This window comes from Nonomuraea sp. LPB2021202275-12-8 (assembly GCF_037044575.1).
GTDB lineage: Bacteria > Actinomycetota > Actinomycetes > Streptosporangiales > Streptosporangiaceae > Nonomuraea.
Genome location: NZ_JBAHWD010000010.1, coordinates 219,949 through 241,289, shown reverse-complemented (window position 1 = coordinate 241,289; position 21,341 = coordinate 219,949). Strand labels below are relative to the sequence as shown.

At 69.7% G+C, this 21,341-nt stretch carries 16 protein-coding genes; 6 read left to right on the top strand and 10 right to left on the bottom strand.

The annotated features are described in order from the left end of the window. Positions 1 to 353: 353 nt before the first annotated feature. From V5E28_RS21290 to V5E28_RS21255, 8 genes are all read right to left on the bottom strand, one after another. On the bottom strand, positions 354 to 2,147 hold the full coding sequence (locus tag V5E28_RS21290; RefSeq protein WP_336208732.1) for an ABC transporter ATP-binding protein: 1,794 nt from the start codon (positions 2,145 to 2,147) through the stop codon (positions 354 to 356). Then, a complete protein-coding gene (locus V5E28_RS21285) occupies positions 2,144 to 2,770 on the bottom strand; it encodes a nitroreductase family protein (RefSeq protein ID WP_336208731.1) in 627 nt (208 codons plus the stop codon). Before V5E28_RS21285 ends, V5E28_RS21290 begins: the two co-directional genes overlap by 4 nt. Beyond that, positions 2,770 to 4,353, bottom strand: a complete 1,584-nt coding sequence (locus V5E28_RS21280) for a nitroreductase family protein (protein ID WP_336208730.1) — start codon at positions 4,351 to 4,353, stop codon at positions 2,770 to 2,772. Before V5E28_RS21280 ends, V5E28_RS21285 begins: the two co-directional genes overlap by 1 nt. Then, a complete protein-coding gene (locus V5E28_RS21275; RefSeq protein ID WP_336208729.1) occupies positions 4,343 to 4,975 on the bottom strand; it encodes a TOMM precursor leader peptide-binding protein in 633 nt (210 codons plus the stop codon). The genes V5E28_RS21280 and V5E28_RS21275 overlap by 11 nt, the downstream gene beginning before the upstream one ends. Beyond that, entirely contained in the window at positions 4,954 to 6,228 is a 1,275-nt protein-coding gene (locus tag V5E28_RS21270) for a YcaO-like family protein (RefSeq protein ID WP_336208728.1), read from the bottom strand. The genes V5E28_RS21275 and V5E28_RS21270 overlap by 22 nt, the downstream gene beginning before the upstream one ends. Positions 6,229 to 6,269: 41 nt before the next feature. Further along, on the bottom strand, positions 6,270 to 6,425 hold the full coding sequence (locus tag V5E28_RS21265) for a hypothetical protein (protein ID WP_336208726.1): 156 nt from the start codon (positions 6,423 to 6,425) through the stop codon (positions 6,270 to 6,272). 163 nt (positions 6,426 to 6,588) lie between these two features. Beyond that, the gene (locus V5E28_RS21260; protein WP_336208725.1) at positions 6,589 to 9,537 is read right to left on the bottom strand and encodes an AfsR/SARP family transcriptional regulator; all 2,949 of its coding nucleotides are present in this window, start codon (positions 9,535 to 9,537) and stop codon (positions 6,589 to 6,591) included. A gap of 303 nt (positions 9,538 to 9,840) precedes the next feature. Then, on the bottom strand, positions 9,841 to 10,596 hold the full coding sequence (locus tag V5E28_RS21255; protein WP_336208724.1) for a hypothetical protein: 756 nt from the start codon (positions 10,594 to 10,596) through the stop codon (positions 9,841 to 9,843). 236 nt (positions 10,597 to 10,832) lie between these two features. Here V5E28_RS21255 and V5E28_RS21250 point away from each other — a divergent pair, with 236 nt between their 5' ends. The 5 genes from V5E28_RS21250 to V5E28_RS21230 all read left to right on the top strand — a co-directional run bounded on the left by V5E28_RS21250 (position 10,833) and on the right by V5E28_RS21230 (position 18,036). Beyond that, positions 10,833 to 11,045, top strand: a complete 213-nt coding sequence (locus V5E28_RS21250) for a hypothetical protein (RefSeq protein ID WP_336208723.1) — start codon at positions 10,833 to 10,835, stop codon at positions 11,043 to 11,045. A gap of 92 nt (positions 11,046 to 11,137) precedes the next feature. Then, positions 11,138 to 13,777, top strand: coding sequence for a class III lanthionine synthetase LanKC (gene lanKC, locus V5E28_RS21245; protein ID WP_336208722.1), 2,640 nt, complete (start codon positions 11,138 to 11,140; stop codon positions 13,775 to 13,777). After that, the gene (locus V5E28_RS21240) at positions 13,774 to 15,033 is read left to right on the top strand and encodes a M16 family metallopeptidase (RefSeq protein WP_336208721.1); all 1,260 of its coding nucleotides are present in this window, start codon (positions 13,774 to 13,776) and stop codon (positions 15,031 to 15,033) included. Before lanKC ends, V5E28_RS21240 begins: the two co-directional genes overlap by 4 nt. Beyond that, positions 15,030 to 16,241 (top strand): M16 family metallopeptidase, encoded by a 1,212-nt coding sequence (locus tag V5E28_RS21235; protein ID WP_336208720.1) that lies wholly within the window; start codon positions 15,030 to 15,032, stop codon positions 16,239 to 16,241. Before V5E28_RS21240 ends, V5E28_RS21235 begins: the two co-directional genes overlap by 4 nt. After that, entirely contained in the window at positions 16,231 to 18,036 is a 1,806-nt protein-coding gene (locus V5E28_RS21230; protein WP_336208719.1) for an ABC transporter ATP-binding protein, read from the top strand. Before V5E28_RS21235 ends, V5E28_RS21230 begins: the two co-directional genes overlap by 11 nt. Positions 18,037 to 18,280: 244 nt before the next feature. Here V5E28_RS21230 and V5E28_RS21225 read toward each other — a convergent pair whose 3' ends face one another. Continuing rightward, entirely contained in the window at positions 18,281 to 18,922 is a 642-nt protein-coding gene (locus V5E28_RS21225; protein ID WP_336208718.1) for a dihydrofolate reductase family protein, read from the bottom strand. Between the two features lie 147 nt (positions 18,923 to 19,069). Between V5E28_RS21225 and V5E28_RS21220 the strand changes: the two genes are divergently transcribed. Further along, complete coding sequence (locus V5E28_RS21220) at positions 19,070 to 20,296, top strand: cellulase family glycosylhydrolase (protein ID WP_336208717.1); 1,227 nt, start codon at positions 19,070 to 19,072, stop codon at positions 20,294 to 20,296. A gap of 66 nt (positions 20,297 to 20,362) precedes the next feature. Here the strand turns inward: V5E28_RS21220 and V5E28_RS21215 are convergent, their stop codons facing one another. Then, complete coding sequence (locus V5E28_RS21215; RefSeq protein ID WP_336208716.1) at positions 20,363 to 21,301, bottom strand: substrate-binding domain-containing protein; 939 nt, start codon at positions 21,299 to 21,301, stop codon at positions 20,363 to 20,365. Positions 21,302 to 21,341: the final 40 nt, after the last annotated feature.

Below are 21,341 nucleotides of genomic sequence, written 5' to 3'. Positions count from 1 at the left end.
AGGACCAGCCCGCCGAGTGTCGGCTCTTCGCCTGACCAGTTCCCAGGCCATTCGCTGTCCAGTTCTCAGCACGCACGGCGACATCGAGAGGACCGAAAGCTTCGCCGCCCTGGCCGATGACCGGGGGCCGCCCGCGACGGTCACGACAGGGAAAACCAGTCCAGCGGGTGGGGTTACCGACACGGCGTCCGGGGCGGTACGCACGAAGACGGCTGTCCTGCTGACGCCAGAGGAGATCGACGATGCCGCGCGGATGGAGGTGGCATACCGGGCACCTGGCGCGTGACAGCCGGGTGGTTGCGAGCGTGCCGGCAGCGACCACCCTGGATCCGCTGCACGGACATCGCCAGGTGTCACCGGAGTACGGTCCGCGTCACCGGTGCCTCCGGTGTGATTCCGCCCTGCGGGCGCGTGTGCTGGGCCGCGAGAAGCCTGGTGTACGCCCCGCCGCTGGTGACCAATTCGCCATGGGTCCCCATCTCCTCTATCTGCCCGTGCTCCAGCACGACGACGCGGTCGGCGGGTTCGAGCCGGGGGATACGGTGAGCGATGATCACGAGAGTCCTGTTCCGGCAGTGACGGCGCACCAGGCCGTGGATGTGCTCTGCGGTGAGGTTGTCGAGGGCGCTGGTGGCCTCGTCGAGCACCACGACGCGGCTCGGCACAAGGAGCGCGCGCACGAGCGCGAGGCGCTGGCGTTCGCCGCCGGACATCTGGTGGCCGTCATCCCCGGTGGGCGTGTCGAAGCCGAGCCGCAGCCGGGTCGCCAGGTCGTCGAGGTGGACCGCGGTGAGCGCTCGTTCCATCTCCTCGTCTGTGAGGTCCTCGGCGGCGAACCGCAGATTGTCACCGATGGTGCCATGCAGGATGAGCGTGTGCTGCGGCACGAGGGTGACCGCGTCGCGCAGCTCGGCGGGATCCGCGTTCGGTCCTGAGACGTGGATCGTCCCGGAGTCCGGTCGGAGCAGACCCGCGAGGATCAGGCCCAGCGTGCTCTTGCCCGAGCCGCTGCTTCCGGCGACGACCGTGACGGACCCGGCCGGCAGATCCAGGTCGACGCCGGCCAGGGCCGGCGACTTCGATCCGGGATAGCGGTAGGAGAGTCCCCGCAGGCGAACCCCTGACACGAACTCGGTCGCGGCGGGAGTGCACTCGATGTCGTCCTTCGCCAGTTTCAAGTAGTCCATGATTCTCTCGAACATGGCGATCGACGCCTGCAGGCTGCCGCTCAACAGCAACAGACTCTGAACCGGGCCGGCCAGACGCATCTGCAGGATCACCAGGACCACCACCGCGCCGACGGACAGTCCCGGGACGACGGTGCCGGTCAGGAAGTAGATGATCGGTGGTACACAGGCGTAGACGGCGGAGATGAGGGTCATGGCCGTCGAGCCCGCAACCCGCTGCTTGTACGTGACGTCCCGCACGCGCTCGCTGATGTCGGTGAAGCGCCCGCGTTGCTTGCCCGTACGACCCAAGGTCCGGCCCAGCACGATCCCGGCCAGGGACAGATCCTCGGCAACGAGGCGCATCAAGGTGGTGACGTGCTGCTGCCGTTGCTTGGCCAGCAACCTGCGATGCGCCGCGAATCGCCGGTTCGCCGCGGACAGCGCCAACGCGATGGCGAATGAGGCGAGAGCCAGCGGCCAGCTGATGATCAGCATCGCCGTCACCGTGACGACGAGGCTCGTGATCGACGCGAGGGCGCTCTGCGCGGTATTGGTGAGCAGCCGATCCACCCCGTCGATGTCGCTGACCAGCCGCGTCTGGATCTCCGCCGCGCCCTGCTCCGTGTAGAACGGCAGCGGCTGCGCGCGGGCCCGGTCGTACACCTCCGTCCGCAGGTCGGCGACGACCCGCTGGCCGATCCAATTGGTCAGCGCCACCTCCGCTACGGTGATCGCGCTCCCCACCAGGCCGATGATGACCATGGTTCCGCAGAGGATCACCAGTAGGTCGAAGTCCCGCCTCGGCAGCGCCTCATCGATGATCTGCCGCAGTATCAGCGGATTGGCGAGCCCGAAGCCGCATTCGGCAAGAACCAGCATCAGCGAGAAGACGACGTATTTCCGGTAGGGCCGGAAGTACGGAACCATGAGCCGGATGGTGGCCCAGGTGTCCATCGAGCGGTGCGCGGCCCTTCTCATACCTCTACCGCGTAGCCCAGCGCGACAGTGAAGAGGTGGCGTCCTCCGGGCGCCAGGGCGCCTGATGCCTCATGGATCGCGTTGCCGTAGACGGAGCACTCCAGGCCGCGTGACCTGGCTGCCAGCCAGATCTCGTATCCGAGGGCGCCGGCCTGGACCAGGAGCTGACCGTAGGCGATGCGATCGGCGCGGTTGATCGACCCGCAGACCAGGACCAGTGCCGGCGCGGCCGCGAACCAGGCGGGCAGCCGGCGCAGCCATTCGGGGTTGCCGCCCGGGTCGAACGCCGCTGTCTCCCGGCACCACACATGCAGGGCGCCGGGCAGCCCGTCGACTCGGTACGCGGCCGCCATGAGGGTGAGTCCGGGATCGCCGTGGCGGCCGGCCGGCCACTGGCGACGCTGCGCCCCTTCTGCCGTGCCCAGCACGTCGGTCAGCTCTTCCACGGGTACTGTCCGGTCGCCGAACCTCCGCACTGATCGCCTGCCCGCCAGGACGGATTTCGGGTATTCCGTCGTCAGTCCCTCGACCTGTGCGCCAGAGGGCGTCCCGCGCGGCGGCCTGCGGTGCCGGGACATGGTGGTGACGGCGCTGCTCGGCGCGTCCAGAGCCAGCAGGGGCATCACAGGCCTCCCTCGGGCGGGCCGATTCCGGCCACAGCGGTGACGATGAAATGGTCTTTCGCCAGCCCCAGCAGTCCGGGCAGTCTCTCGTCCCACGTGGACGCGAAGGTGACTGACAGCCCCAGGCTCCGGGTCACGGCGGCGAGCTGGGTCGTCGCACAGCCCGCGTCGAGGTGGGCCAGGCGCAGATTCAAGGTCTGGTACTTCCCTGCGATGCGGCCTGTGGCCGCGACGAACACCAGGGCGGCGGCCAGACGGCCGGCATCCAGATCGGTTCCGGCCAGCACCTGGGACAGGGGATAGGGATCCGGGCGGACCGCGACGAACTCGTCGGGGAGATCGGCGTACCAGAAGATCGTGCCGGGCAGGCCAGGCACGCCGGCTTCGGTGATCAGGTAGAGCTCGACGGACGCCATGTTGCCCGCAGCGGGTGCCCACCGCTGCATGCTCAGCCCGTCCGGGTCCGCGCGGAGCCCGGCCACCTGGCGCGCGACGGCCGCCAGTGCGCCGAGACCGTCTCGGGCTGGCACGTTGGCGAGTGGTACCCGCGGATGCGAGGAGAAGTCGGATCGCTGGCCCTTCAGCTCCTCCAGCCACTCCTCATCCAGAGCCGGGCCCTGGGCCCCCTCCGCCAGCTGGCCGGGTCGCTGGCGCTCGCTCCACTCGTAGATCTCCGCCATGAAGGTCTCTTCATCCGCGGTTGTCTCCCCGGACCAGCAGGCCGGGCAGTCCGGGTACGGAGCCACCAGAAAGTCCTCGGCACTCCAGCTGTCGATCGAGATCCTCGTCAGTATGTGTGCTGCCCGCATATGGGGGAACCGCCCGACGATCGTGAAGGCCTCGGCTGCCGCCAGTCCCGCCAGCGTCTCGGCCAGGTCGTCACCCGTGCCGAGCTCGGCGTCCCAGGTCGCCTGCTCGACCCCGCGCCGGAGGCAGTCCACACAAGCCAGCGCTTGGCCCTGGAAGCAGGGCCCCACTTCGATGTGCCCGTTGTTCAGGGCGAGCCGGAGGACGGGGATGTCACGTGACGCGCACCAGTCGACGACCTTCTCCAGCAGTCCTGAATTCGTCGCGCCGTCCAGCACGACGACCAGCGGGCGATTGGCCAGGAGCAGGCGGTCCGCATCGGCCCCTTCGGGCGCTGCCCGACTGGTGCTGACGGACCCCACCCCGCAGTCGCGCAGGTCCTCGACCACCCTCTGGGCGACGGGCTCGTCGCCGGCGACGTGGACCGCCGTCGTGGCCAGGGCGTCGCCCAGCTCGCGGGTCCCATTTCGCGACAGGTAGGTGGCCACCTGCTCGGTCTGCGAGGAGGGAACAGCCGCGGTTGTGTCGGACTCCAGTAGCCCCCGTGCCCGTAACATCGCCACCATCTGGGCCAGTCGACGCTGGTCGAGGCCGAGCTCGCGGGCGATCTCCTGCTCCTCGCGCGTGCCGTCCAGCAACGACAGCACGCTGGGGAGCACCTTCGCCGCCACCTTCCCCCGGAAGTAGTGCCGCCGTGGCCCCCCGGCGATCAGGAACCCGTCGTGGGCGGGGACCAGCACGAGACCGCGGCACAGCCGCGGGCGTTCAGCGTGCACGAGCGCGCTCCTTCTCATCGGTGCCTGCCAGGCGTAGCAACTGTCGGAGGCCCGGCCTGGGAAGCTCACGCCCGCAACGCGGGCAGCCGTGCAGCGGAACGACGGGGTACGTCGTCATGCCGTGCTTGCGCAGCGAGATCGCGGTGACCATGCCCGTCGGCCTTCGGCGGATGATGCGCGCGGCCATTCCCGCCACCAGCCGCGCGTGCTGCGGCAGGAATCCGGCGGGCCCGCACGTCGGGTCCTCGTCGTAGGCGGCGCGCAGCGCCCGGGTGGCCCGCCAGTCCTGGTCATGCTGATCGCGGCGTCTGCTGGAGCACGCGAAGCAAGGCCCCGCGTGCGGGGCGATCCAGGGCCCGATGATCGCGTACGGATGCTCCACCACGACGGGCAGCCAGGGAATGCCCATCTCGTAAGCGCTCTGGTCGGCCACTTCGCACAACGCGGGCGAGGGCCGCCACAGGACGAGCACCACGGCGTCCGCGTCTGCGCTGAAGGCGCCCGCCACATCCTGCGTCACGTGGCCGTTCTCGAACTGCGACAACAGGATGTCGGCGACACGCTCCCCGAAGGGGCCTATCCCGATGATGGCCGGCCGGATCAGCCGAACGGTTGTGGCCACGGATTCAGTTCCTTTTCACTGAGTACTCGATACCCCATGCGCCTGGGTGCCTCGTAGAGGCGTGGATGGCCCTTGAACTGGGCGAACGGGAGCAGACTCATCGGCTGCAGATCGGGGATCACGACATTCACCGCGTGCAGTCCGACGTCGGCCAGCTCAGAAGGCGTGCGATCGACTACTACGGGGCGTGCCCCGGCGGCCGCGAGGATCTCCGTCAGCCGGGAAAGGGCCTGGTCGGGATCCTGGGGTAACGAGGAGTGCCGGGCCGTAGCCGTACGGGGCTGTTCAAGCAGGAAGTCGAACGCGCGTGCTCGTTCGGCGACGCCCATGTAACGCGAGCCGTCCGACACGTCCGAGAAGTGAGCAAGGTTGGGCACGTCCTTCGCGTAGCGAAGCATGTCCTTCGCCAGGAACCCTTCGAACAGGGCACTTTGGACTGCTTGCCCGAGCGTGCGGCCGGTGGATGCACCCACCGAGCGGCAGCCCGACGCGTCGTGGTCGGCGGTCACCAGGCAGTAGACCGTCGGCACGCCGAGATCCGTCGTGGCGTCGAACAGGTGGATTTCGGTGAACCGGTCTCGGCACCACGCTATGAGCTCGGAGGTCTCGTCGGAGAACAGACCGGGATCCAGCAGCGGAAGCGGCAGTTGCTGCAGCCACGTTGTGGCGATCATGTCCCGCTCGATGACCTCGAAGATGCCCAGGACGGCCGCCTCGACCGGGTCGGTGTGCACCGCGAACCCGGTAGAGATCCGGTACGTGAACTTCTCCGCCGGCGTGACGTCGGCCAGGCCGTAGCAGGCCATGACAGCAGGCAGCCAGATCTCTTGCTGCGATACGAGGTCGAGCCCGCGCGTCCAGCGGATCCTCGCTTCGGAATCGAACGGCACGAGAGGGCATTCCGGCCGCGCGTACTCTCTCGCGGAGCAGCGTGGGTAGCGTTCGGGGTCGAGGCACTCCCCGTCCAGCTCGCGAGCAGTCGCCCAGATGCGCTCCTCGCCCAGGAGGTCCGCTGCGGCGTAGCGTTCCGCGCCTTCGGCCGTGGCCAGGAGGTGAGTGTGCGCCACGTCCTCCCACGCCGCTCCACCGCAGGGAATGGGCTGGTCACGAGGGTGGCCGCAGCCCGGCACGTCCAGGCCGATCGAGGCGATGGACGCCTGCAACCGTTCCGGCCAGGTCGGGTGCCGTCGGCTCTGTATGGACGAGACAATCCCGGCGGGTGAGACGAGACTGCCGATCACATTCGTTGTCATTGATTCTCCACCCCGCCGGGGTCGTCGTCAGCGGATCATTCTCAGCAGCAGCTGCTGCAGCAGCTGTCGCTGAAGGCTCCGCAGAAATTGCCGCCACCGCCACCGCCACGAGGGGGATCGGCCCGCCCCATGGGGGTGAAGAAGATGTCCTCTTCGAGGTCGTCGACTGAGAGATCCCAGACAGTCACATCAGACATCGTGTTTCCTCCTTCCGAACTCCGCACCGGTCTTGGACGACCGTGCGATGAGAAGGAACAGTAGGCGGCCGCGCTATAGATCCGTTTTGAAACGAATATGACCTGGCAGGGACACCGATTCGCGAACCGTCCTCGGGCACTCGATCTGGATCGGTGACACCCGTCAATAGCAACCGTTGGGGTCGCGGGCGATGGCCTTGGCGAGCCACGCGTGGGCTTGCAGGTCTGTGAAGATGGCGGCGGCATGGTCGTAGTGGCCCATGGAAAGGAGAACACGGCCTTCGAGCAAGGGGTCGCGCAGTTCCCGGGCTCCTGTGAGCGCACGGGAGAGCGTCGTTTCTGCGACGGGGGAGTCTCCGCTCTGCTGGAGGCACCGCCCGAGCGAATGCAGTACGTACGCCTCCCCGATGCGGTCGTCGATCGCGCGGACCAGGTCGAGGGCCTCCAGGCAGCCGGAGCGTGCCTCCTGGAACCGGCCTTGGACGATGTAGACATCGGCCAGCCGTTTGAGCACGCCCGCACGCAGGGAGCGATCGGCGGCCGGGACGAGCGTGGCGGCTTCCAGTAACCGCTCTGCCGCCTCGTCCGTGGCGTTCGTCTGCACGGCGAGCTGGCCCAGGCTGATCAGCGCCATGGCCTGCCCGAGCCCGTCGCCGACCCCGCGGAGCAGGCGCAGGGCCCGGTCAAGGGTTTCGCGGCAGGCATCAAGCTCGCCCCGGTTCTGCAGCAAGGTGGCCCGGTACCGAAGAGCCAGTCCGACGCCGTGGTCGTCGCCGAGCGCCGCGAACTGGTCGATCGCCGCCATGATGTGTGGTTCCGCTTCACCCACACGCATGTGCACGTGCCGCGCTCCCAGAGTCAGTTCCATCGCCGCCGCGCCCAGCCGGTCACCGGTTTCGCGGCAGGTTCGAAGGGCGGCTTCGGCGGTGACGCGCCAGTCGTCGTAGTGTCCGCGGCGTTCGAACAGGAAGACCGACAGGACCGTCAGCTCCCAGGCCGGCCCGGAAAGCCCGAGCGCGGCACACTGGCCCACGGCGGCTGAGATGGTGGGGCGTTCGGCTTCGAGCCAAGCCATGTGATCGTCGCCCAGCGGGTCCAGTCCGTGCGGGAGCGGCCACCGAGGAGAGCCTCCCCGCACGACCATCTCACCGCTGTCCCTCCCCTCGCGCTGCCTGGTCAGTTCGACGAGCGTGAGCAGGCAGCCCATCATCCGCGTGATCACGGCGCGGCGCGAGTCGGAATCCTCCTCCACGTACGCCCGCTCCCTGGCGAACAGGCGGATCAAACCGTGGAGATCGTAGCGCTGCCGTCCGGCGGCGTCCCGGCCGAGCGGCTGCACGAGTTGGGCGTCCACCAGCCGCTCGCACAGCTTTTCGGCCATGGACATGGGCAGCTCGCCGACCACGGCGGCCGTCCAGGTGGCGAAGCCGTTGGGCAGATCGAGCAGCCCCAGCCGGCGGAACAAGATCTTGGCGGCCTCGGGCAGGTCCCGGTAGCTGAGGGCGAAGCTGCCTCGCACATCCAGTTCGTCCTGGTGCAGTTCGTTCAGGCGCTCCCGCTCGCTCTCCAGGCGGCTCGCCATCTCCTCCACCGTCCAGGTCTTCCTGGACATCAGCTTGGCGGCGGCGAGACGCAGGGCCAGGGGCAGCCGGTCACACAGTCCAGCGATCTTCATAGCCGCGGGCGGCTCACGCGAGATGCGCTCGGCGCCCACCATGCGCGCCAGCAGCTCCTGCGACTCCTGCGCGGAGAGGACGTCCAGGCCGACGCAAGCGGCGCCCTCCCGCGCGACGAGCGCGCCGAGTGGAGAACGCGAGGTGACAAGGACGCAGCAGGAGGCCGAGCCGGGCAGCAGGGGGCGCACCTGCCCGGTCGAGGCCGCATCGTCGAGCACGATCAGCACACGCCGTCCTTCGAGCATGCTGCGGAACAAGGACGAGCGCTCGTCCAGCCCGGCCGGAACATGATCGCCCGGCACGCCGAGTACGCGCAGGAACCGCGACAGCACCTCCTCGGGGCGTAGCGGTGGCGCCTGGCCGTCGTGACCGCGTAAGGCCGCGAACAGCTGCCCGTCGGGAAACCGGTCTGCGACGCGACGCGCCCACGACACGGCCAGCCCCGTCTTACCAACGCCCGCCACGCCGTACACCACGCACAGCGGCAAGCTGTCGTCGCCCTCCTGCCGGTCAAGCAGGGCATCGAGGATGCCGAGTTCCCTTCTCCGACCGACGAACGCCGAGACCGCAGGAGGCAGCTGGGCGGGCGATGCGTCGGGCACGGTCGTCTCGTCCGCCTCATCCAGCCTCTGGCCGGGTTCGGGCTCCGGCTCAGCCGCACTGCCGACGGCAGCCGGTATCAAGGCAGGATCATCTGCCAGCATCGCTTCGTGCAACCGGCGTAACTCAGGTCCGGGTTCGATGCCGATCTCCGACACCAGCGCGGCTCGCCCGGCGGCGTACACCTGCAACGCATCAGCCCGCCGACCCGACCGGTACAGCGCCACCATGAGCTGCCCCCGCAGCCGCTCCTGTAGCGGGTCTTCCTCAACGTAGCGGGACAGCTCGCCCACCAGATCTCGGTGCCGGTCCAACGCCAGCTCCAACTCAGCCCACTCCTGAACCGCCGCCAGCCGCAGCTCCTGCCATCGCCGGGCCGCCAGCTGCAAGGAAGACACCTCGTTCATGCCTGTCAACGCGGGGCCGCGCCACAAGGCCAAGGCATGTCGCAACAGCTTGGACGCCTCGCTCGCCTCGCCGGCTCTCCGCCCGGCCGCGAACAACTCCTCAGCCTGCCAGGCATCCACCTCCACACCGTCGGTGCGCATCCGATAGCCGGAGCCGCAAGTCTCGATGATCTCCACGTCGAGACCCGCCTGCCGGATCGCCCGGCGGATACTCGACACTGCGATCATGGCCTGACTACGCACCGTCGACGGAGCCTCTTCTCCCCACACCGCATCGGCGAGTTCGTCGATACTGACCAGGCGTCCCTTCTCCACCAGCAGCATGGCCAGCACGCCCTGGACACGCGGTCCCCCCACCCTTACCGGCGCCCCGTGGACCACCACCTCCAGCGTTCCAAGGATCTTGAACAGAACCTTGCCGCTATCCAATCTCATCCCCTTCTCCGCAGAACACGAGAATTCATGATCGTTTCTCGCCAGGTCTGACCGAATTCGCGCCTCGGGGGCGCGCCGTGGACCGGTGCGAGAGCCGGGTCGGGGGAGGGGCGCCTACGGCTCGGTGGGGACGTCGACGCGCTCATGACCGACGAGGCGGGACGAAGACCGGCGGACAGGGCTTCGCGTCCGCCGACCGGGACGTCGGCGATGTCGACGGCCCGGGCGGAGCGCCCGAGGCCTGGACCCTGGTCGGTGGCAAGGAGCGCTGACGCCGTCAGTCTCGGCGCCCGGGCTTCACTCCTCGCCCCATGGCGCCATCCACACGCCGGGTAGCGCCTCGGCGATCTTCCTGACCTTCTCCGCCGCCGCTTCTCCACCCCCGGCCAGCTTGACGTGGAATTCCTCCATCGGGTTGGACACCACCAGTTCCCATCCGCCGCTCATGCCCCCACGGGCGTTGTGCCTGGCCTCTCGCACCACGAACGCGAGATCGGCGAAATAGATCGCAGCGACCTCCGGCAGTTCACGCAAGCGCCGGTAGATGGCGTGCTTCTCGCCTTCTGTGGCCGGCCCGCGGCCTGCGCACGGCTCCGTGTCCACCACCCCCTTGGCAGGGCACAGGGAGATCCCGATCTCGGTCTTGCCCGTCCAGAAGTCCGTCGGCCAGCCCGTGACGCCGCCCACCCCCGGCATCCGCTCGACCGACGCCTTCAACCGGGGGAAGTCGTCACGATCGGCCAAGGTCGCGGTGACGTACGCCCCCTCCTCCCGTCCGCCCGCGCCGGAGGCGATCCTCCCCATCGAGATCCCGCGGAAGGTCCGCAGCCTGGCCAGTACAGCGACGCCGTCCGCCTTCGTCGCGAGGGGCCGGCCGGCACATCTCGACGCGACCGCGTCCTTCGTACACATGCCGATCTTCACGCCGGCCGTCATCGGCCACGGGCCGGACGGTGGCGGCGTCGGCGCGTCGTCGAGCAACGTCCCCACCCGCGCTCCGCACCCGGCCGTCAGGAGGACGAGCACCCCCACGACCCTCATCCCACGCTTCATCAATCCCCCTTTCGCGCAACCTCGACGGAAGAATCCGAGGCCCGCCCTGCGCGCGCGTCACACTACGGAGCCGCGCTATGGATTGGTTATGGGGTGGATATGGGCCTCCCGCCTCCATCCGCCCGTCAACAGTGCAGCCCGGAGAGCGCATAGCGAGCTCATATCCGATTCGAAGAGCCCCTGATTACTGTCCAGTTCGCCGTCGACACGCGACGGCGAGGATGAGAGGAGCCTTCATGAGTGCGGATGTGCTTGCCCTGCAACGGCTAGGAGCCACGCGGACGGCATTGCGCGGTCCTGGAGTGCACGGCAACAGCGGGATCGAGTCGCGGGGCGACTGCGTCACCGGGAGTTCGGCGGCTTGCTGCGCCAACCTCTTCTCGAACTTCGTCCACGATGACCGCGAGGAACAGCAGTACGGAGCGCGGATCTCCACGCTGGCGGTGTAGTCGGGAGCCTCGGCGGGGCCGGACGGCGAGCGCCGAGACGCCCCATCCGGTCCCATCGAGCAGATTCGAGTAGGAATATGATCAGCCCAAACGTGCATGCGGAGCGTGGCAAGCCGTCCGAGCCGCCACCCGAGTTCTCCGCTCCGGACATGTTCGCCACCACCCGCGAGTATCTCGACCTCGTCGCCGCCATCGTGGGCCCGGACTGGACGATCACCCCCGATGGCTCCTGGCACGTCTGCCGCAGCGCCGCCACCCCTCTGATCAGGCAAGGGTGGAAGATCCATGTGTCCAGCATCCCGCCGCACGGCGCGCAGGTGCTGGAGATCGTGGCGCGGTACTGCGCGAGGCATGACGTGGCCTTCAAGTTCGCGCTCGACCCCGTGATCCTCGGGCTCATGAACGGCAAGCGCTGGCCCCGCGCCGGCGCGGGCAAGTTCGTCACCATCTACCCCGCGGACACCGAGCAGTTCAAGCGCATCCTGCGGGAACTGCATCCCCTGCTGGGCCGGTTCCGGGGACCGTACGTGCTGTCGGACCGCCGCTACCGGGACAGTTCCTGTCTTTACTACCGATACGGCGGAATCAATGATGGCACGCGCGTGGGTCCCGGCGGCATCGTGCAACATGTCCTGAGCACGCCGGACGGCGAGGAGTACGCCGACGAGCGCAATCCCTACTACGTCGCGCCTCCGTGGGCCGAGGACCCGTTCGGCGCCGAGCCGGATGCCGCCCTGCCCGCCGGCCCGATCGTCCTGGACGGTGGCCGGTACGAGGTGACCGATGCGCTGGCCCACACCACGCGCGGCGGGACCTACGTGGGACGCGACACGGTCACCGGAGCGCGAGTGGTCATCAAGGAGGCCCGCCCGCACACCGAGTGGATCGACGGCGTCGGGGACGCGGTCGCCCAGCTCAGCAGGGAAGCCCAGACGCTGAAGGCCCTGGAAGCGAGCGGCGTGACGCCCCGTCGCCACGCCTTCTTCCAAGAGTGGGAGCACCACTATCTCGTCGAGGACTTCGTCGAGGGCCGCCCGTTGGGCAGCCTGGCGGCTCTGCACCTGGCCCCGCACTTCCTGCGCCGGCCAAGCCGGGAGGACAGCACGCGCTACCTGCACGAATCGATCCGGCTGTGGCAGGCGGCTTTGACGGCGATGGACCGCGTCCACGCCCTCGGCTACGTGGTCGGCGACGTCTCGCCGTTCAACATGATCGTCAGCGACGATCTCGGTACCGTTACCTTCATCGATCTGGAGGGCGCCGCGCCCATCGGGGAGCCGGCTCCGACCTTCCGCACTCCCGGTTACGCCAGCGCCGATGATCGTGGTCTGACACCCGCGGCCGAGGCGGACGACTACTACGGCCTGGCGGCTGCCCTGCTCAGCCGGCTGCTGACGACCGCCCAACTCGTCACGTGGGCTCCGGAGACCTTCCGCCGGCTGATGACGTGCGCGGCGGACCGCAGCGGCATCGAGGCTCAGGTGCGCGAGATGATCGCCGCCGTCGCGGCACACCGCCGGCCAGGCCCCGCGGTCGTCGGGAGCCTGCGCCGGGCAATCCACGGCGCGCGTGACGTCGTCGAGGACTCGCCCTCCCGCGCGGCCGGCGAGGAACTCGCGCTGCCGGCCTTCCGCGACGCCCTGCGAGAGGGCCTGCTGCACTCGCTGCGCTACCCCGGCAAGGCCAAGGTCCCGGTCGCGCCGGCGGATCGCCAGGTCTTCGCCACCAACCGCTACTGCGCCGGGTACGGTGCCGCGGGACTGTTACGCGCCCTGGGCCGGGCCGATGAGCTGGCCGGCTGGCTCACCGGGCAGGACCTGGCGACCCAGGTCGCCTCACCCGGCCTCTACACCGGGCTCGCCGGGCTCGCGTGGACCCTGCACGACGCGGGGTACTCGGGCGTGGCGGCCTCGCTGATGGACGAGGCCGTGAGCCGTTCGGCCGGCATCGGCGGCGACGTCAGCCTCTTCTCCGGGGCTGCCGGCATCGGTCTTGCGTGCCTGCACTTCCTGCGGCAGACCGGCGACGAGCGCCACCTTGATCACGCCCGGTCGCTCGCCGCCACCGTCGGGCAGGGCCTGAACACGCAAACGGTGGACAACGTGAACCCCGGCCTGGCAGGTGGCAGCGCGGGACTGGCGCTCTTCCTTCTCTATCTGAGCCTGGTCACCGGCGAGCCCGCCCACGCCGAGGCGGGCAGGCGGACGCTGTTGAAGGTGCTGCATCACACGGGGTCGCTGAGGGAGGGCGACGGCCTGCAGGTGCGGGTCGATCCTGTGGGCGAGCCCATCGACCGGATCGGCCCGCACTGGGACTCCGGGGCGGCCGGACTGGGCACGGTGTGCCTGCGTTACGGCGTGGCCCTCGCTGACCCGGAGATGCTGCAGTACGCCCGCGCCCTGGCACACGGATGCGAGGATCGCTGGGTCACCTGGCCGACATTCGCCTCGGGCCTGGCCGGACTGGGCATGTACCTGCTCGACTGCGCCCAGTTGCTGCCCTCGGAGGCCGCGCACTGGCAGCGGGCGGCCGAGGACACGGCCGGACGCCTGAGCCTGTTCCGGGTGGAGTACGCCGGGCACCTGTACATGCCCGGCGAGACCCTGCGGACCGTCAGCGCTGACCTGCTGACCGGCTCCGCCGGCGCGCTGATGTTCGTCTCGCGCGCTCTCGACCGTGGCGCCAACCGCGTCTTCCTGCCCGATGACCTGCTGCCCGCGAGCCCGGCATGACGGGCTCGCCAACGCGGCTGCGCCTGGACAACGGCCTGCGCGTCGTGCTCGACGAGCACGGGGACGCGGGCGCCACCGGAGTCACGGTGGTGTACGGCGGCGGCGCGCACGCCGATCCGGACGGGCAGGAAGGCCTGGCGCATCTGGTCGAGCACCTCATGTTCCAGGGCTCGGCCGGCTATGGCGCGTTCGCCCACTTCAACTACGTCCAGGGCCTCGGCGGAGTGGTCAACGCCCGCACCTGGCTGGACCACACCGAGTTCTACCAGGAGGTGCCCGCCACCGGCCTGGAAGCGTTGCTGGCGATGGAGGCTGACCGGATGGCGGGATTCATCGCCGACGAGAGCCGCTTCCGCCGGGAGATCGAGGTGGTCAAACAGGAGATCCGCTCCGGCCTCGCTCACCCCATGGCCGCCTTCCCCTGGCGGTGGCTGGCCCCGCTGGTGCGCGGCGGCCGGTCCGGCGCCGGTGATCCGGCCGGCAGCCTCAACGCGCTGGACCGGCTGACGCTCGCGCAGGCCCGCGCCTTCTTCGATGCCTATTACGCGCCCGGCGACGCCGTCCTGGCCGTCTCCGGGCACTTCGCCACGCCGAAGCTCACGGCGCTCATCGAGGAGTTGTTCGGCGGCATCCACGCCCGGCCCTCACCCGGCCGCGTACCGGCCGCCGTCAACCATCACGACCGCACCCACCATGTCTTCGCCGCCCCGACCGCGTCCGCGGCGTGCGCGGTCGCCTGGCCGCTGGCCGAAGGGCCGGCCAGCACGCAAGCGGTGGTGTACGAACTGCTGGCCAAGGTCCTCGACACGGCCGTTCGCGACAGGGCGCGCACGGCCGGGCCGGACCTCATCCGGGCATGGGCCGCTCTCGGCGTTCACGACCTCGGGCTCAACTGCGCGGCACCCTCCGCCATTGCCGCTGCCTTCCACCTGGGAGACCGGGCGCAGGCCCGCCAGGCGGTCGAACTGGCGCAGCGGGAGCTGCAGGCACTGGCCGAAGGCGCGCTGACCGGCTCCGCGCTGGAAGCATGCGTCCGGCGCGAGCGCATCTCCGTCGGCTACGGTCTCGACTCCTTTCTGCACCGGTCGCGCGAGCTGGCCTCCTACGAGTTCTTCCTAGGCGCGCCGGCCGGCGCGCTGCGCAAGGACGCCGACCTCCGCGCCGTGCGCCCGCAGCAGCTCGCGAGCGCCGCCCGCGCGTTGCTGCGGCACGCCCCGATCTCCATCGAACTCGCACCTCACCGGGAGAGCTCGTGATCGACGGCAGCTTCCAGCGCCTGGACCACGCCACGACGACGCTGCCCAACGGCCTCGCGGTGTCCGCTCTGCACCACCCCCGCCACCCTCTCGTGGAGCTGCGCCTCGCCGTACCGACCTGGTACGCCGACCGCGCGGCCGGGACCGTGGCCGCGGCGACGCTGCTGGCCGAGGACTTCTTCGAGCGCTCGGGGCTGGAGGCGGCCGCTTCCTGCGCCAGCGACGTGTTGACCGTCGAAGGTCAGGCGCTGCCGGAAGACCTGCGACCGGCGCTGGCGGCGCTCGGCACGGCCCTGTCCGCACCCGACTGCGACGAGGAGGCGATCCGGCTCAGCCGCGCGAGCCTGGCGCGTCTCGCCGCCGACCAGGACGGCGCGCCTGCGCGGACCGCCTGGAACACCCTGCTGGCCGAGATGTACGGCGAACACCCGCTGGCCCTGCTGTCACCCTCGGAGGGTGAACTGCTCAGTGTCACCCCCGCCGCAGTAGGGAGCTTCCTGGCCGAGCGGCTGCAAAGCGAGGGCGCCACTCTCGTCATCTCCAGCCCTCACCCGGCCTCTCATGTCATCGAGGTGGCGGAGAAGGCGTTCGGCACCCTGCAGCGTCGGCCGATCCCGCGCCTGCCGGGACCCGCTCGCCCGGCGCCCGCGGGGCGCACGGTGCTGCTCGGCCAGGACGGCGCGAGCGAGAACGCTCTGGTCATGGGCTTTGCCGCGGTCAGCCGGCATGATGCGCGCTTCGCGGCGGCTGAGCTGGCCAACCTGATCGTCGGCGGCTACTTCTCCTCCCGGTTGCTGCGCCGTCTACGCCAGGAACAGGGCTATGCGTACTGGGTCAAATCCAGCCTCACCACCGATCCGCTGGGCCCGGCGCTGGCGGTCGCCACCAACGTCCGCGTCGAGGTGAGTGCGGCGGCCGTGCGGGTGATCCACGATGACCTGGCACGGCTGGGCGATGAGGGCCCCACCGGTGAGGAGGTCGAGCATGCGCGTACCCACCTCAAGGGCGCGATCCGGTTGCTGCTCGCCACCCAGCAGGGCGTGACCGGCCTGGCCTTCGCCCTGGCCCGCCACGGGCTGCCCCTCAGCTGGGTGCAGAGCCACCACGCCCGGATCGCCGAGGTCACCACCGAGCAGGTACGGGACTTCGCCGCCGAGTTCCTCCAGCCCGGCCGGGCGGCGACCGTACTGGCAGGCGATGGACGCTGAACACGCCCGCCGCGGCGCCGTCTGGTTGCTGCGACCGCACGCGCGTCGTGCGTGCGCCCTGGCGGCGCTGGTCGTCGGGCACTCCGTCATCGCGGTGGCGCCCTCGCTGCTGGCGCAGCGCCTGGTCGATGACGGCGTGCTCCGCGGCGACATGACAGCCGTCTGGACCTATGGAGCGGCCATCGCACTGGCCGGTGCCGTACAGGCCATGCTGGCGCTGCTCTCCATGCGCCTGGCGACCCGCTTGGGCGAGGACGTCGCTCAAGACCTGCGGGTGCGGACCTACGAACATCTGCTTCGCCAGTCGCCGGGGTTCTTCACCTGGGCCAAGACCGGCACCGTGGTCTCGCGCCTGGACGGTGACCTGGCCGGCGTCCAGCGCGCCGTAACCGCATCCCTGCCCGCGGCGATGGGCGCGCTGGTCAGCGGCATCTCCGCGCTGGCCGTCACCGTGGTGCTGGAGTGGCGCATGGCTCTGAGCGTCCTGGTCATCGGGCCGCTGCTGTACGGGGTCTCCGCCGGGCTGGGGCGTGCGCTGAAGCGCGTCCGCGGTCACTCTCTCGACGTCAGAGCAAGGCTGAACTCCCTGGTCGCCGAGCGGCTCAGCCCCGGCGGCATCGAGGCGGTGCAGATGCTCGGCAACCACGACAGGGAGGTCGCCGCCTTCCTGGAGGAGTCCCGCCGCGCTCGCGAGCTGGCCGTCAGGGAGGCCACTGTGGAAGGGGGGCTGCACGCGACGCTGGTGTGCGTCATGACCGCCACCACAGCCGTGACCTACATCGCCTCCTCGCACTGGGCCGTGGCCGGGGCCATCACGCTGGGGACGATGCTCTCGCTGGTGACGCTCCTGGCCCGCCTCTACGGCCCGCTCGCCTCGCTGTCGACGGTGAAGACCGACCTGGTCGCGGGTTGGCTGAGCTACTCACGGCTGCGAGAGGTGCTCGACTTCCCGCCGCTGGTGCGGGACCTTCCGAACGCGCTGGAGCTGACCGCCGGACCGCACAGGGGAGCGTTCGTCAGCATGTCGCAGGTGACGTTCACCTATCCGCCGGCCAGCGCCGTCGTACCCCGGTCGCTCGCCGGAGGCGAGGTTGGCTCCGTTCCGGCGGAGCGCTGTCCGGCGCTCGCCGATGTGAGCGTGGCGGCCTGGCCGGGCATGACCGTCGGCATCGTGGGCCGGTCGGGATCGGGCAAGAGCACGCTGGCACGACTGCTGGCCAGGAACTGGGACCCTGACGAGGGCGCCATTACGATCGATGGCGCTGACCTCCGCGACCTGCGGCTCTCGTCCCTGCGGGCGGCGATCGGCGTCGTCCCCCAGGAGCCGCATCTGTTCGACGACACCATCCGGGCCAACCTGCTGCTGGCACGGCCCCGCGCGAGTGAGGCCGAGTTGCTCGACGCGTGCCGTACGGCGCAGCTGTCGCCGCTCCTGGAGCGCCTGCCCGACGGGCTTGACACGGTGGTAGGAGGCCGCGGTCAAAGGCTGTCGGGCGGTGAGCGCCAGCGGCTGGCGGTGGCCAGGCTCCTGCTGAAGCGCCCGCAGGTCGTCATTCTCGACGAGGCGACCTCCCACCTGGACTCGGTCACCGAACGGCATCTGCGCCTGGCCTTGACTCCGTTCCTGCGCGAGCGCACCTGCTTCGTGGTGGCGCACAGGCTGGCGGCGGTACAGGACGCCGACCTGATCCTGGTCCTGGAGGCGGGCCGCATCGTGGAGTCCGGCACCCATGCGGAGCTGATGGGCGCCCGCGGTGCCTACGCGCGGCTGGAGAGCTGGTCCGCACATTCGTGAGGGATGCGATCGGTCGTGCTCGCCTACGGCGTGCATGTATCCGGTACTCCACCGTCTCCGCCCCTGAGCGGGCCTGGGTCATCCGGCTCTCCTGCAGCGGCGAGCCGACGTGTTCCTGCTCGTTTCGTTTTCTTCACCGTCGTGATCACGAGCTGTCAGGCGAACGGCGTCTTGCCCCGAGTTGCTGAAGATCCGCTCGGGTCATGCGCCCGCTGGGGCTGCTCGATCGAATGACTGACCTTGTTCAGCTCGAACCGACGCCACGGTCCTCGCGTCGCATGTCCCCGCTGCCGGGGCTCCCCGCGCCCTGGCCGTAACGCAGGAGCACAGCGCCTTTGGACGAGGTGACGGGCGGATCGAGGAGCACCAGGTTGGCAGGCGCGACACCGCCGTCGAACACCTTCTTGCCGACGCCGAGCATGATGGGGAAGACCCACAGGTCGAGCCGGTCGAAGAGGCGCTCGTGCAGGAGGGTCTGCACGAGGTTCAGGCTTCCGATCACATGGACGTGCTCGTGCTTGTCACGCAGCTCGTGCACGGCGCTCACCACGTCGGGCCCCAGTTGCGTCGAGCCTGCCCAGCCCAGGTCCGGATTGCCTCGCGAGGCGACGTACTTCGGGACGCTGTTGAACAGCGTGGCGATCCCGCCGTCGACGCCGTCGACCTGGTTCGGCCAGAACGCGGCGAAGATGTCGTAGGTCTTGCGGCCCAGCAGCAGGGCGTCCATGCCCTCCATTCCGGCACCGACGTGCCGGCCGACCGTCTCGTCGAACAAGGGCGCCTGCCATCCCCCGAACGGAAAGCCGTCGGGGTCCTCTTCGGGATCACCCGGCGCCTGGCCAACCAGGTCGAGCGTCGCGAACAGGCCGATATGGATCGTGCCCATGGTGTCCTCCTCCTCCGTGCGTTCCGGCTTTGTGTGCCGGCACGAACTTAGACCGGCGTCCGGCCGCAAACTCATCGAAACGACCGCAGGAGGGCCGCGATCAGAGCAGCAAGCAGCACGGCCACGCGGTGGGCCAGCGCCGAGGGGGTGGACCCGCAGTGGATCCGGGTGGACCTCGGCTCCACGCACACCGTCTCCCGCGTGCGGCTGACCTGGGAGGTCGCCCACGCCACGGCGTACCGGGTGCAGACCTCGCCCGACGGGTCCACCTGGACCGACGTCTACTCCACCACCTCCGGCGACGGAGCGACCGACGACCTCACGGTCAGCGGCACCGGCCGGTACATCCGGGTGCACGGCACGCAGCGCGGCACCCCGTACGGCTACTCCCTGTGGGAGATGGAGGTCTACGGGGCTCCCGCGGGCGGCGGGGGCGGCGGCACCCCGGTCCGGGCCAACGGGCAGTTGCGGGTGTGCGGTGTCAAGCTCTGCAACGAGAACGGCAAGGAGATCCAGTTACGCGGCATGAGCAGCCACGGCATCCAGTGGTACAACCAGTGCCTCAACGACGCGTCGCTCGACGCGCTGGCGAACGACTGGCAGGCCGACGTCCTGCGCATCTCGATGTACGTTCAGGAGGGCGGCTACGAGACCGACCCCCGGCTGTTCACCGACCGCGTGCACTCCCTGATCGAGATGGCCACCGCTCGCGGGATGTACGCGATCGTGGACTGGCACATGCTCACCCCCGGTGACCCGATGTACAACCTCAGCCGGGCCAGGACGTTCTTCACCGAGATCGCCCAACGGCACAACGGCAAGAAGAACGTCCTGTACGAGATCGCCAACGAGCCGAACGGCGACGCCGTCACCTGGTCCGTCATCCGCGACTACGCGCACCAGCTCATCCCGGTGATCCGCCAGTACGACCCCGACGCCCCGGTCCTGGTCGGCACCCGCGCGTGGTCGTCGCTCGGCGTCTCCGGCGGCGGCAACGAGACCGAGATCGTCAACAATCCCGTCAACGCGGCCAACATCATGTACACGTTCCACTTCTACGCGGCCTCGCACGGCACCGAGTACCTGAATACGCTGTCCCGGGCCGCCGACCGGCTGCCGATCTTCGTGACCGAGTTCGGCACCCAGAGTGCGTCCGGCGACGGAGCCAACAATCTCGCCAGGTCGCAGCAGTACCTCGACCTGCTGGCACAGAAGAAGATCAGCTGGGTGAACTGGAACTTCTCCGACGACTTCCGCACGGGCGCCGTCTTCACCACCGGAACCTGCCCGAACGGCTCGTTCGCCGGGACGGGCCGCCTCAAGGAGGCCGGTGTCTGGGTCCGTGACCGGATCCGCACTGCCGACGACTTCTGACGCGGGGAGGCGTGCGGCGCGGGCGTCCCGAGGCGGGGCGCCCGCGTCCGCCACGCTGTCGCCAGATCATGGGGCCCCGCTCGGGTCCGTGTCGGAGAGTTTCGTGACGTCGCCGGACCTGGAGGTGTCGTAGCCGCCCAATGCGGAGATCCTGTCACGCAGGGTCCGCGTGCGTAGCGCGTCGATGAGATGAGCAGCCGGGTCGAGGGCGTTCCTGACCAGCCCGATGTCGAAGTCCTCCCAGGTCAGGGGGATGAACTCGAGGTCCAGGTCGGTCGCAGCCGCGCGGACTCCGAGGCCGACGTCGACGGTGCCGGTGGCGACGGCCAGGCCAACCTCGAGATGGGTGCCGACCTGCGGTCCCCGGAGGCTGTCGGGGTCGTGACCGGCGGCGAGGAGCAGCCGGTCCAGAAGGATTCGGGTCCCGGTGCCTGGACGCCGGGTGGAGACCCGTCGCTCTGCGAGATCGGCGACGCCGGTGATGCGGTGGGGGTTGCCCGGCGGCACGATCAGCCCTTGCTCGCGTCGCCAGAGGTGGATCATGTGCGGTTCCAGGCCCCGCAGCATGCCGAGCGCGAAAGGCGCGTTGTAGACGCCGGTGTGGTGCAACAGATGGATCGCAGCGCCGTCGGCGTGACCCTGGCGCACCGCGCCGAGGCCGGCGACGCTGCCCTCGCGCGCGACGATTCTCAGCTTTCCGTGCAGCGCGCCGGCGAGGAGGTCGAGGGCGGGATCGTCGCTGCCGGCGAGGGTGAAGACGGAGTCCTCGTGCAGGAACCGCCGGGCAGCGAGCGCAGCGCCGGGGGCTACGCGCGCACGGCGACGGTCGGCCAGCTCGAGCACTCCGGCGTCGGCCAGCCGGCGTTGCGCCCGGCTGACGGTGGAGGCGGTGGTGTGCCACTGCTGGGCGAGCTCGCGTACCCCCGGCAGTTCGTCGCCGGGGTGGAGGGTCCCCGCGCCTATCTGGTGGGCGAGGTCGGTGCAAATTTCCCGGTATCGGGTCACGCTTGCACAACTTACCCTTGCGCTGCTCTGAAGTAGCACA